Source organism: Pseudomonas sp. SBT1-2, assembly GCF_028640875.1.
Taxonomy (GTDB): Bacteria; Pseudomonadota; Gammaproteobacteria; order Pseudomonadales; family Pseudomonadaceae; genus Aquipseudomonas; species Aquipseudomonas chlororaphis_I.
In genome coordinates this window covers 193,669-206,326 of the sequence record NZ_JAQZAA010000111.1, presented here as the reverse complement: position 1 = coordinate 206,326, position 12,658 = coordinate 193,669, and the positions used below count along the sequence as shown (strand labels likewise).

Sequence of the window (12,658 nt, the reverse complement as noted above, 5' to 3'; positions counted from 1 at the left end):
AACCGACTCTGCTTATCTCTCATCCAGGGCACGAGCTTTCGCGCCCGCCATACCCCTCGTCAAAGCCCCTGATCAAAGGTACCTCCATGCTGCTCGCCCGTTGGCTGCCAGGCTTGGCCAATCTCCTGCAATACCGCCGCGAATGGTTCAGGTTCGACCTGCAGGCCGGGTTGTCGGTGGCGGCCGTGCAGATCCCGATTGCCATCGCCTACGCCCAGATTGTCGGGCTGCCGCCGCAGTACGGCTTGTATGCCTGCGTGTTGCCGATGATGGTCTATGCCCTGGTGGGCAGTTCGCGGCAGTTGATGGTCGGGCCGGATGCGGCCACCTGCGCCATGGTCGCCGGGGCGATCGCGCCCCTGGCGCTGGGCGATCCCGAGCGTCTGGCGCAACTGGCCGTGATTGTCACGGTGCTGGTCGGCCTGATGCTGATCGGCGCCGGCATCGCCCGGGCGGGGTTCATTGCCAGTTTTTTCTCGCGGCCCATCCTGATCGGCTATCTGAACGGCATCGGCTTGAGCCTGCTGGCCGGGCAACTGGGCAAGGTGCTGGGCTACAAAATCGAAGGCGAGGGTTTCATTCTCAGCCTGCTGAACATGCTGCAGCGGCTTGGCGAAACCCATTGGCCGACCCTGGCCATCGGCGCGGGCGCCCTGGCGCTGCTGATCTGGCTGCCGCGGCGCTTTGCGAGGTTGCCGGCGGCGCTGGTGACGGTGGCCATCGCCACCCTGTGCGTCGGCTTTCTGCGCCTGGACAGCTACGGCGTCTCCGTACTGGGTCCGATCCCTTCGGGCATGCCGCAGTTGAGCTGGCCGCAGACCAACCAGGCCGAACTGAAAAGCCTGCTGCGCGATGCGCTGGGTATCGCCACGGTGAGTTTTTGCAGTGCGATGCTGACGGCCCGCAGCTTCGCCGCCAGGAACGGCTACACGGTCAATGCCAACCATGAGTTCCTGGCGCTGGGCGTGTCCAATATCGCCGCCGGGGTCTCCAGTGGCTTCGCCATCAGCGGCGCCGATTCGCGCACCGCGGTCAACAGCATGGTGGGGGGCAAGAGCCAGTTGGTGGGGATTATCGCCGCCCTGGTGATTGCCCTGATCCTGCTGTTCTTCACCGCGCCCATGGCCTGGATCCCCCAGGCGGCGCTGGGGGCGGTGCTGTTGATGGCGGGCTGGGGGCTGATCGACATCCAGGCGATGCGGGTTATCCGCAAGCTCAGCCGTTTCGAGTTCTGGCTGTGTGTGCTGACCACCCTGGGGGTGATTGGCGTGGGGGTGCTGCCGGGCATCATCGTCGCGGTGCTGCTGGCGATCCTGCGGCTGCTCAAAAGTATCTACCAGCCCACCGATGCGGTGCTGGGCTGGGTACGCGGGATCGAAGGCCAGGTCGATATCAGCCAATACCCGCAGGCGCGCACGCTGGCGGGGCTGGTGGTGTACCGCTTCGATGACGCGATCCTGTTTTTCAACGCCGACTACTTCAAGGCGCGCCTGCTGGAGGCGGTCGAGCGCGAGCCCGATCCCCGTGCCGTGCTGTTCGTCGCCGAGGCGGTGACCTCGATCGACGTCAGCGGCATCGTGGCCCTCAGGGAGGTGCGCGACACCCTGCTGGCGCGCGGCATCGTCCTGGGCATTGCCCGGCCGCACGGGACATTCCTGCGGATGCTGGTGCGTTCAGGCCTGGCGCGCGAGCTGGAGCAGAAACTGTTGTTTTCCTCGGTACGCGCCGGTATTCGTGCTTATCGAGTCTGGCGCAATCAGCTGCAGCGTGAGGCGCCGAAAGAACCAGGCCGGGCCGGCGCCGCGCAACAGCCGTCCCATGACTGAACGCGGTCTTGGCCAGCCACCCGCAATGCTTGACCCAAGAGGAGGTGCAGCATGGAACGATTCACCGGCGGTTGCCTGTGCGGCAAGGTGCGGATCGTGGCGGCGGGGCGCCCGTACCGGGTCGGCCTGTGCCACTGCCTCGATTGTCGCAAGCACCATGGCGCGCTGTTCCATGCCTCGGCGATATTCCCCGAGGACGCGGTGACCATCGAGGGCGAAACCCGCGACTACGCCGGGCGGTTTTTCTGCCCGCACTGCGGCTCGTCGGTGTTTGCCCGCACGGCCGATGAAGTCGAAGTGAACCTGGGTTCCCTGGACGCCCCCGATCAACTCAAGCCCACTTACGAAAGCTGGACTGTTCGGCGCGAGTCCTGGTTGCCGGCGTTTCCACTCGCCAGGCGCTACGAGCGTGATCGTGATGCCAGCAGTCGTTTCGAGGAATAGCGGGCGCCCCGGCTTATGAATAGGGCGTTTGCGGCGCCACCCCGCGCGGGCGTTTGGCCAGGAGCTTGCGGGCGGTCTCGACGAAGGGCGTGACGATCAGGCTGTAGACCGTCAGGTAACGTTGCGAGTCCTGCTCCCCGGTGCCGAAGCGCAGCGGCTCGGGTGTCGAGCAGGTGACGTAGAGCGTGCCGAACATCCAGTCCCACAGGGACAGGTTGGTGCCGAAGTTGCGGTTGAAGTGGCGGGGCGCGTCACTGTGATGGATCTGGTGCTGGGCCGGGCTGTTCAGCACATGCTCGAGCCGCGGGCCGAACGACAGCCAGACATGGCTGTGCCGCAGGTTGGCCGCCAGGCTGTTGAAGATGAACACCAGGTAGGTCACGCCGAACAGGGTGTAGCGGCTGATCTCGCCACCGCAGGCGTACCAGAAACCACCAGCGTAGAGGCCCAGGCACAGGCCGATGCTCAGTTTCTCGACGATCTTTTCCACGAAGTGCACCCGGCTCGCCGTCGCCGGGACCAGCACCGGCGCCGAATGATGGACCTTGTGGAATTCCCACAGCCAGCGCGAGTGAAAGGCCCGGTGCGCCCAGTAATGGATGAAGTCCTTGAGCAGGAACACCCCCAGCCCGTAGAGCAGCGACAGCCCGAGGTTCTGCCCCAGGCGCGGGCGCTCGCCCCAGAGGTTGCTGAAAAAGGCCAGGTAATCCCCGGAGCGCAGGATGTAAGGGTCGACCAAGTGGACGATGGGCAGCACCAGCGCGACCTTGAGGATGGCGCGCACGAAGTAGTAGCGATAATCCAGCAGCGCCGAGCGGTGCAAGTGCACCCGGCTGCCGCCGATGAAGTGCCAGAACGAGTGGGCGTCGCTCAGGCCGCGGCGCTTCCTGAAGCGGAACAGGCCATAGGCGACGCCGTAGGACACGCACAGGAACAACAGCCCGAGCCGGCCGTTCAGATTGAAAATGCCGAGAAACTGTTGGGTAACAGGGGCGATCACCCAGTCGATCAGGTGCTTATAGACAAGCGACAGAGCATCCACGAAACGCCAGCCTCAGGCAAAGGGACGGCATTGTAAATCAGTTCGGTTTGGCCGGGGATTGCCCCAGGTCGCTTCTTTTTCGCTTGGAAGTTGCCAGTGATCCTGGGGTACGCTGGCCGCTCGCTGTATCCCATGGGGAGGTGCCTGGCTTATGAGCGTATCAAGGGAATCCGCAAACCTGTCGCTGGAGCCCCGGGTCGGCGCGGGCTGCATCCGGGCGCGGGGCGCCGAGGGCGCGGTATTGCAGTCGGCATCGCTGTTCGATGGCCTGGTGACCATCGATCACCGCCGCTGGGCCTGCCGCGAGGCCGAGCTCAGCTGGACGGCGCCGCAGCACGTGGTGATCCTCACCGAGCGCGGAGCCACGGCCAAGACTCACATCCGCAGCAGTTCCACGCTCAATTACCAGGGCTGCGATCGCCCCGGGTCGATCAGCTTCGTGCCGGCCGGCGTCGAGCGCCAGGGCTATTTTCGCGAGGCCGACCTGATCTATACCGCCCTCTGGATCGACACGACCCTGGATTTCCCAGGCTGCCCGCAACTGGCCGAGCTGCCCATGCGCATCAACAGCGGCGATGGGGTGATCCACTCGCTGCTCGCCGCCCTCAGCGCCGAGATGGTCAGCGGGCAGGTCCTGGAAGCCAGCTATATAGAGCACCTGGTGGCGCTGGTGGGGCTGCGCCTGGGACGGGGCGATACCGCCAGCGCTGGCCACGGGCGCCTGGGGCCGCAGTTGCTCAAGCGCTTGCGCGACTACGTCGATGCGCGCATCGACGGCAGCCTCTCGCTGACCGAACTGGCGCGGATCGCTGGCATGCCTGTCGACACCTTCGCCCGTCACTTCAAGGCCGAGACCGGCATGGCGCCCTATGCCTACGTGATCGAGCGCCGGGTGCGCCGCGCCGAAAGCCTGCTGCGGGCCGGCAGCATGCCGATCAGCGCCATGGCGCTGGAGCTGGGGTTCTCCAGCCAGAGCCACTTCACCTCGACCTTCAGGCGCATCACCGGGACCACCCCGAGCAGCTACCGCCAGCAGGCTTCCCGAATCCTGACAAGCTCGTCCTGATACCTGAAAGAACGGCGCCACACCCTTGGCGATACTCGGGTCCAGCCGTTCATTTCAGGAGAGCACCATGCAAGACCTGGACTCACCGCGTCCGTCGCGCCGCGCGCTGCTGCAAGCCGGGGCCGCCGCCAGCCTGTTATGGGTAGGCGTTGGCAGGGCCCAACCCCAGTCCGCCCCGGGGCTATCTGAACCCGTTCGCCCGTTGCCATCCCAGGCGATCACCCTGCGCATCAACGCCAGCGACCAGCTGCTGGACCTCGACCCACGCACCACGTTGCTCGACGCACTGCGCCATCAACTGGGCATGACCGGCTCGAAGAAGGGCTGCGACCACGGCCAGTGCGGCGCCTGCACGGTGCTGGTGAATGGCCGCCGGATCAACGCCTGCCTGAGCCTGGCGGTCATGCATGACGGCGACGAGATCACCACCATCGAGGGGTTGGCCAATGGCGACCTGCTGCACCCCCTGCAGGCGGCCTTTATCGCCCGTGATGCCTTCCAGTGCGGCTATTGCACGCCGGGGCAGATCTGCTCGGCGGTCGGCATGCTGCAGGAGGTGCGCGCCGGCTGGCCCAGCCATGTCACCGATGACCTGACGGGCCAGCCCGTCGCCCTGAGCGACGGGGAGATCCGTGAGCGCATGAGCGGTAACCTGTGCCGCTGCGCCGCCTATCCGAACATCGTCGCCGCCATCCGCGACGCCGCCGAGGAGGCCTGAACCCATGCTGCCTTTCAGCTATGCGCGCGCGAACGACGTACAGCAGGCCGTCAGCCTGATGGCCGCGCAGCCCCAGGCGCGTTTTATCGCCGGCGGCACCAACCTGATCGACTTGATGAAGCTGGGCATCGAGCGGCCCACGCACCTGGTCGATATCAGCCGCTTGCCCCTGGCCACGATCGAGGACAGCGCCGACGGCGGCCTGCGCATCGGCGCCCAGGTGCGCAACAGCGACCTGGCCGCCGACAGCCGTGTCCGCGAGCGCTACCCGTTGCTGTCCCAGGCGCTGTTGGCCGGTGCCTCGGGGCAGATCCGCAACAAGGCCTCGGCCGCGGGCAACCTGCTGCAACGCACGCGCTGCCCGTACTTCTACGACCCGGGCATGGCCTGCAACAAGCGCGAACCCGGCAGCGGCTGCTCGGCCCAGCAGGGGCACAACCGCATGCACGCGATTCTCGGCGCCAGCGAAGCCTGCATCGCGGTGCATCCCTCGGACATGGCGGTGGCCATGGCCGCCCTGGAGGCGCGGGTGGAGACGGTCCTGCCCGGCGGCCAGCGCCGCTCCCTGGCCCTGGATCAGCTGTACCGCCTGCCCGGGGCGACGCCCGAGGTCGAAACCCAACTGGCCCATGGCGAGATGATCGTGGCTATTACATTGCCGCCGCCACCACCGGGGCGGCAGCTGTATCGCAAGGTGCGCGATCGCTCTTCCTATGCTTTCGCCCTGGTCGCCGTGGCGCTGGTGGTCGAGGTTCGCGCGGGGCAGATCCGCACGGCCCGCATCGCCCTCGGCGGCGTCGCTGCCAAACCCTGGCGGGCCACGGCGGCGGAGCAGGCGTTGCTCGGCCAGCCGTCCGCTATGGCGGTTTACCAGCACGCCGCCGACATCGCCCTGGCCGACGCGCGCGGGCAGGGCGGCAACGATTTCAAGATTCCCCTGGCCAAACGCACCCTGCGCCAGATGCTGGCCAGCGCGACCCAAGAGCGAGCATCGGCATGAGCACATCAAGACCCACCCAAGCCGCCACCGACGGTCCCATCGGCCAACCGCTGGACCGGGTCGACGGCCGGCTGAAAGTCACTGGCCGCGCAACCTACGCTTACGAGCAGCGGGAAATGGGCGACACCGCCTATGGCTACATCCTCGGGGCGACCATCGCCCGGGGCCGCATCAGCGCGATCGACACCCGCGAGGCCGAACGGACGCCGGGCGTGCTCTATGTCATGACCCATGGCAACGCGCCGGCCCAGGCGGCATTCGGCCCCGCGGTGACGCCGACCACGGCCGAGGTGTTCAGCCGATCGCGCCCGGTGTTGGCGACCGATGCTGTGCGTTACTACGACGAGCCGGTGGCGCTGGTGGTCGCTGCATCCTTCGAGGCCGCGCGAGCGGCGGCGCGCCTGATTCGCGTGAGCTACACCCCCGAGCAGGGCGACTTCGAGCTCGCTTCACGCCTGGCCCAGGCCTACATCCCGCCGCGGACCAACGCCGGTCTTCAGACCGACAGCGCCGTCGGTGATTTCGAATCGGGGTTCGCCAATGCGCCGGTCAAGCTCGACAGCACCTACAGCACCCCATACCAGAGCCACGTGTCGATGGAGCCCCATGCGTCCATCGCGGTCTGGTCCGGGGACGACCTGACCCTCTATACCTCGGCGCAAACCCTGGCGAACTTCCGCGGCGGCCTGGCCAATACCCTGGGCATCGAGCCGGCGCGCGTGCGCATCGTCAGCCCTTATATCGGCGGCGGCTTCGGCTCCAAGCTGATCATTCATCCCGACGCGGTGCTGGCGGCGCTCGCCGCCCGGGTGCTCAAGCGCCCGGTGAAGGTGGCCCTGACACGGCAACAGATGTTCGCCAACGCCGGTTATCGCCCGGCCATGCAGCATCGGGTGCGGCTGGCGGCGGACAGCAGCGGCCAGCTGACAGCCCTGGGGCATGACGTCTGGTCGAGCACCTCGCGCTTTGAAGAGTTTTGCGAGCAGACCGCGGTGTTTGCCCGTTCGCTGTATGCCGCGCCGAACCGCCTGACCCGCCATCGCCTGGTACCGGTCGACCTCAATCGTGGCGAGTGGATGCGCTCGCCGGGCGAGGCGCCGGGCATGCTCGCCTTCGAAAGCGCCATGGACGAGCTGGCCGAACGCCTGGGCCTGGACCCCATCGAACTGCGGGTGCGCAATGAGCCGGAAGTGGACCCCGAGTTGGGCGTGCCCTTCGCCTCGCGCAATCTGCTGGCCTGCATGCAGACCGGCGCCGAGCGCTTCGGCTGGAGCCGCCGCCAGCCCAAGCCCGGCAGCGTGCGCGAGGGCCGCAAGCTGATCGGCATGGGCATGGCCGCGGCGATCCGGCCCAACTACCTGGGGCTGTCCAGGGCCCTGGTGAGCCTGGGCCCGACCGGGCGGGTGCTGGTGCGCCTGGACATGACCGATATCGGCACCGGCACCTACACCATCCTGACCCAGGTCGCCGCCCACTGCCTGGGGGTGCCGATGGCGGCGGTGCAGGTGCAACTGGGCGACAGCCGCTTTCCGCAGACCTCGGGCTCTGGCGGTTCCTGGGGGGCGGCCAGTTCCTGCTCGGCGGTGGAGGCCGCCTGCCAGGCCTTGAAGCAGCGGATCATCCAGGCCGCCGGCGCGCCTTACCACCAGGCAGAGGTGCGCTTCGCCGATGGCCGTATCAGCACCGGCGAGCGCTCGGAACGCCTCAGCGACCTGCTGCTGCGGGTGGCTCCTGCGGGGCTGCAGGCCGAAGGCAGCGTCGGGCCGATGGGAGAGGACTACAAGCAGTTTTCCCAGATTTCCAATGGCGCGCATTTCGCCGAAGTCGCGGTGGACATCGACACCGGCGAAGTCCGCCTGCGGCGCATGCTCGCGGTGATCGGCGCCGGGCGCATCCTCAACCCCAAGACCGCGCGCTCGCAGATCCTCGGCGGCATGACCTGGGGCGTCGGCGCGGCGCTGATGGAACAGACCCTGCTCGACACCCGCCACGGGCATTTCGTCAACCATGACCTGGCCGAGTACCTGGTGCCGGTCAATGCCGATATCGCGGCGATGGACGTGGTGTTTCTCGAAGAACCCGACACCAGGGCCAACCCCCTGGGCATCAAGGGCCTGGGCGAGCTGGGCGTGTGCGGCGCCGGGGCGGCCTTGGCCAATGCCGTCTACAACGCCACCGGCATCCGCGTGCGCGAGTTTCCGCTGACCCTGGACAAGCTGCTGCCGGGGCTGGCCGCCATGGAAGGGTAGGCGCGGCCCGCATCGACAAAAATCTCGACGGCCTGCGCTGGATTGGGCAGGCTTGTGGGGCTGCGGCAGCCCGGTGGGTTGCTGCGCAACTCAAGCCATCAGCCGACGGACGCCTCTATGAACCTTGCCACCCTGATGCTTTTCCTCCCGGCCTGTTTCGCCCTGAACATGGCGCCAGGGCCGAACAATCTGTTGTCGATCCGCAATGCCACCACCTATGGTTTTCGCGCTTCCTGCCTGGCGGGAGCAGGGCGGCTGGCCGCCTTCGCGGTGATGATCGCCCTGGCCGCGGCCGGCCTGGCGGTGGTGCTGCAAGCCTCGGAACTGCTGTTCCACGGGATCAAGATTCTCGGCGCTGGCTACCTGCTGTACCTGGCGTATCAGCTGTGGACCGCGGATACCCAGGTCGAGGCCGAGAAAAAGACCGCGCCACTGGGCCTGCTGGCCTTGGCCCGGCAGGAGTTTTTGGTGGCCATTGGCAATCCGAAAGCCATCCTCATCTTCACCGCCTTCCTGCCGCAGTTCGTCGACCCTCAAGCGCCGGTGTCCGCCCAGTTCCTGGTGCTCGGCGTGCTGTTCCTGATCCTGGAATGGATCGCCATCAGCGCCTACGCCTACATGGGCCTGCACATGCGCCGCTGGTTCGCCGAGCCGCGGGGCAAGAAACTCTTCAACCGTTGCTGCGCGGTGCTGTTGTCGGGGGCGGCTTCGGTGTTGCTGTTGGCGCGGCGGGTGTGAGTCGGTTGGTAGGTTGCGCCAAGATTATGGACACTCGGTAGTCAAGGGCTGTTTTGCGGCCAGAAGCAGTCGGTGGGCAGACTAGTGGAAAATAGGTGGTGTCCTGCTAGCCTCTTTACCGTAGTCAGTCTTGCTGCCACCCCAGTCGCGTTTCCCTCTATAGATCTGGCGTTTACCTCGACAAGATCGCGACATGGCATGTCACCTAATAGTGGATAGCGCCATGAAATTTCGGTGCCCTAGCTGTGGTTATATCGCAGACAACCTTCCGCCAAGTCATAAGTGTCCTAAATGCGACGAATTTTCCCACGATTGGCTGATTTATGATTGGGAAAGCTTTGCTTTAATCAAACGCCGACATATTAGATATAACTTTTTAATAACTGGCTTGGTTTTAATTAATTTACTTGTCGCGATTATCTTGAAGTCAACAGATGCATTTCAATGGTTGTTTAACTTGTTATTTATCCCAGCAACGATCAGTTTGTTCTATTGCCGAAAGCAGCTTAGAAGGAAATCGGAGTATGAAGGGCATAGAGGCGGGGCTATGCTTCCTTGGTTTATCGGTTTCGGGGGGCTCTAAAGCGGCTAACAAATCGTATATGGACTCTCCCCACAAGTGGTGAGTAATGCCGTCAGGGCGATTGCATTCGTATATCTGGCCGGTGTTGGACTTGCTCGACCTAGCCACTCCGTAGTTCGCGTAACGGGCCAGTCGTTCATGGACGATGGCAGGTAGCCCTCAGCAGTGAACGACCGTAAAGGGTTGAATCCACAGTTAAAAGCTGCCTTTCTGACAGGCTGCTTTCGGCTAGGAGCAGACCTACGGAATAATGTGCTGAACTCTGTACCACCCAGGCTACAAATGCGAGAAAGCCATGGAACCTAATTCAACGCCTGACCCGGACGAAACGGCGGGACAACTGATGGCTCGTCGAGAGGCGATGCAAGCTGAGGCTGCATCGTTACTCGGACAGATGCTCTTCGCGTTCTCGTCCGTCGATGTGAATTTAGGGCTCTGCTTGGCGTGGTTGGACAACGGCACAAATTTGGAAACCTTATCGAAATCGATCGAAGGGCAGAACATCCATACGAAGCTCGAAGCGCTTTCGACCCGAGTCGCAGAGAGGTTACCGGCTGGCTCCAAACACCGTGCGGCCTATGAACGCTGGATTAAGCGTGTGCATGCCGCTCGGTTGCGGCGCAATGAGATGGTACACGGTCGATGGGGCGTCGAGGCGCACCGTCACAAGATCGTCAATGTCATTGGACTTCCCTCCGGTGCGCAGCGATGCGTTGAATACAACCTTGCGGAGTTGGCCGCGTTCAACAAAGAGTTGTGTGCATTAGAGCGAGAACTAGCCAGGCTACGAGCACACTGGCCCCTCTAGGCGGCTTGTCTGAAAGAGGCGGAATCACTGAGTTCAATGTCTAGCGAAAACAGAGGATCCGGCACCAGCACGGACACGTTAGCCACCGCCGAGTCGACAGGCTTTCTCAACGTCTGCTATCGGGATACAGCTACTTCCGCTTTGGGTCGACTGTTGCCTGATACAACCGGCAGTCATTGGCTGATTACTGTCTTTCGTGGATGCCCCTTTGGGGCCAGAGCTTGTAAGAAACACCTGAGAGTTAATCTTGAAGACCGGACGTGCTGTCCGCACAGATGAGTCAGGCAGGGTGCCAAAGCAAACATGGGATATCGAGTGGTTACGTCAACAGGCGAACTGGCGATACGTCAGATATCAGTGCTTGCTCCGGAAATCCTGGAACTGGAAGCAGAGGCCGTTGCAGAAGGTTTCAGGTTTCTCACGCGCTTGGTTGCGGATTGGAAAAATGGGGCCAATCGATTCGATCAACCCGGTGAATGTCTTTTGGGCGCTTTTCGCGACGGGCATCTGATTGCCATCGGCGGTCTTTCCTATGATCCATATGCCGGGCCGGACATCGGCAGGCTACGGAGGGTATACGTCACGCGAGCAGTAAGGGGGCAGAGTGTGGGTAAGGCTCTGGTGCAGCAGCTTTTGGCCTATGCGGCTCAGCGATTTCGTGTCGTGCGCCTATCCACGGATACTCCGGAGGGCGCCGCATTTTACCTGCGCTGCGGGTTCCAACCGATACAAGATGATTTTGCGACTCATGTGAAGTCATTAGCCGATGCCAGGTAACTCGCTCATTGAAGGGCAGATGGTTGGCATAGCCGGTCAACGGCGAAGAGTGAAGGCTTTGCAGGCTTGCAAAGCCTTGCTGCAGAGGCCATCAGCGCGAAACGGCCATCCAGCCCGCACACCCCGTCATTACCCCAGCTGAGGCTCTGTTCAGTCGCTGCATTGCCTTCGGAGATCGTATGGCGTTCTTGATGCGTGATGCCGTAACGAGGTACGCCAATTGGACTGTGAGATCGATCCCGATGCCGAGCGCGGTAATCAGGATGACTTCTGGCCAGGACAGCGCCGTCAGATCGAATGCGTGAGGCAACACTGCACCGAAAAATACGACCGCTTTTGGATTGCTCAGCGTCAGCACAGCGCCTGCAAACAGACCCCGGCCTGCCGAGCGCTTTGGAGGGGCTTGAAGGTGCTCGGTGTTCTTCGACCACAAGTTCCAGGCGATGAACAGGATAAAGGCAACACCGAGCCATTTCACGGCAATGAACACCTGCTCGAACTGCAGTGCCAGTGCTGCAAGACCGAGGGTGGCGACCACCAGCCAGACAGCATTGCCCAGCACCATGCCTGCGATGAAGGGCAGCGTAGCCCTCGCGCCACGTGACACCACTTGCCCAAGCAGGGCTCCCTGAGCGGGGCCGGGGATTGCTGCCGCAATCGCGAATGGCACGACAAAAAACCAGAGCGAAGAAGTAGCGCTCATGGGTGAAGCCTCCCTGTTGTCTTGGTATATCGAACGGTATGTTCGCACTGGGTGAGCAGGGAAGACAGTAAGGTCGCTTGCTCTCCAAGGCACGCAGTGGTGAATTCCCGCGTTGAGTCCAGAGTGTGTAGAAAACTATGTCGAGGTGCATGAGTTCCGGCTAGCAAGCTGGGCCAACCACCGGAACACACTGGCGAACATAGTAATTGTCGAACTCACCGTTTTCGATGAATTGGAAACCATGGCGGGTATAAAAACGATTCGAAGCGCTTTCTTTGAGAGCCCCCACTCTGATAGGGAGCCCAGCGATATCCGCCTCTTTGAAAATCTGAGCGAGAACAGCAGAGCCTATCCCTGATCCCTGCGCGCTCGGCCTCACATACAAGTGGTCGAGCAAGAGTTCATTGGGCTGATGCTTGACCACGACAAAACCAACCCTCTCTCCAGATACCTCGATGTAGCGTGTATTGCGGGCTTCAAAGCCGCTAAGAAAGCGTTCGCGCGCGCGTACCGGATCAAATCGCCCAACCCGTTCCAGGCTTTCGCGCATGGCCTCGATTCGAATGGCTACAAGATTGTCCAAGTCACTTTGTCGAGCCGGGACCAAAATGGCCTGGGATTTTTTATCGGGTGTGGCGGGCATCATTTGCGCTCTGACTATCATCCTGGGCAGCGAGTATAGAGAGAATGGAAACAAGCGGCCC

Annotated in this window: 12 protein-coding genes; 9 read left to right on the top strand and 3 right to left on the bottom strand. The window is 63.3% G+C overall.

The window, feature by feature from the left end:
• The first annotated feature begins 86 nt into the window (after positions 1–86).
• Both PVZ78_RS26425 and PVZ78_RS26420 read left to right on the top strand, forming a co-directional pair.
• Positions 87–1,826 carry a SulP family inorganic anion transporter gene (locus tag PVZ78_RS26425; protein ID WP_273829542.1) on the top strand — a complete coding sequence of 580 codons (1,740 nt, stop codon included), beginning with the start codon at positions 87–89 and terminating at the stop codon, positions 1,824–1,826.
• 51 nt (positions 1,827–1,877) lie between these two features.
• Complete coding sequence (locus PVZ78_RS26420; RefSeq protein WP_028682371.1) at positions 1,878–2,270, top strand: GFA family protein; 393 nt, start codon at positions 1,878–1,880, stop codon at positions 2,268–2,270.
• 13 nt (positions 2,271–2,283) lie between these two features.
• Here the strand turns inward: PVZ78_RS26420 and PVZ78_RS26415 are convergent, their stop codons facing one another.
• The gene (locus tag PVZ78_RS26415) at positions 2,284–3,312 is read right to left on the bottom strand and encodes a sterol desaturase family protein (RefSeq protein WP_053268851.1); all 1,029 of its coding nucleotides are present in this window, start codon (positions 3,310–3,312) and stop codon (positions 2,284–2,286) included.
• A gap of 151 nt (positions 3,313–3,463) precedes the next feature.
• Between PVZ78_RS26415 and PVZ78_RS26410 the strand changes: the two genes are divergently transcribed.
• From PVZ78_RS26410 to PVZ78_RS26380, 7 genes are all read left to right on the top strand, one after another.
• Complete coding sequence (locus PVZ78_RS26410; protein ID WP_101282311.1) at positions 3,464–4,378, top strand: helix-turn-helix domain-containing protein; 915 nt, start codon at positions 3,464–3,466, stop codon at positions 4,376–4,378.
• A gap of 67 nt (positions 4,379–4,445) precedes the next feature.
• Positions 4,446–5,096 (top strand): aldehyde dehydrogenase iron-sulfur subunit, encoded by a 651-nt coding sequence (locus PVZ78_RS26405; protein ID WP_009048603.1) that lies wholly within the window; start codon positions 4,446–4,448, stop codon positions 5,094–5,096.
• Between the two features lie 4 nt (positions 5,097–5,100).
• Positions 5,101–6,096, top strand: coding sequence for an FAD binding domain-containing protein (locus PVZ78_RS26400; RefSeq protein WP_273829541.1), 996 nt, complete (start codon positions 5,101–5,103; stop codon positions 6,094–6,096).
• The gene (locus tag PVZ78_RS26395; RefSeq protein ID WP_273829540.1) at positions 6,093–8,345 is read left to right on the top strand and encodes a xanthine dehydrogenase family protein molybdopterin-binding subunit; all 2,253 of its coding nucleotides are present in this window, start codon (positions 6,093–6,095) and stop codon (positions 8,343–8,345) included. The genes PVZ78_RS26400 and PVZ78_RS26395 overlap by 4 nt, the downstream gene beginning before the upstream one ends.
• Before the next feature lie 117 nt (positions 8,346–8,462).
• Positions 8,463–9,083 carry a LysE family translocator gene (locus tag PVZ78_RS26390; protein ID WP_273829539.1) on the top strand — a complete coding sequence of 207 codons (621 nt, stop codon included), beginning with the start codon at positions 8,463–8,465 and terminating at the stop codon, positions 9,081–9,083.
• Between the two features lie 878 nt (positions 9,084–9,961).
• On the top strand, positions 9,962–10,474 hold the full coding sequence (locus PVZ78_RS26385) for a hypothetical protein (RefSeq protein WP_038631947.1): 513 nt from the start codon (positions 9,962–9,964) through the stop codon (positions 10,472–10,474).
• A gap of 303 nt (positions 10,475–10,777) precedes the next feature.
• Positions 10,778–11,251, top strand: a complete 474-nt coding sequence (locus PVZ78_RS26380) for a GNAT family N-acetyltransferase (protein WP_241191515.1) — start codon at positions 10,778–10,780, stop codon at positions 11,249–11,251.
• 91 nt (positions 11,252–11,342) lie between these two features.
• Here PVZ78_RS26380 and PVZ78_RS26375 read toward each other — a convergent pair whose 3' ends face one another.
• Entirely contained in the window at positions 11,343–11,954 is a 612-nt protein-coding gene (locus PVZ78_RS26375) for a LysE family translocator (RefSeq protein WP_273829538.1), read from the bottom strand.
• A 160-nt stretch (positions 11,955–12,114) separates the two neighbouring features.
• A complete protein-coding gene (locus PVZ78_RS26370; protein WP_273829537.1) occupies positions 12,115–12,597 on the bottom strand; it encodes a GNAT family N-acetyltransferase in 483 nt (160 codons plus the stop codon).
• Positions 12,598–12,658 lie beyond the last annotated feature (61 nt).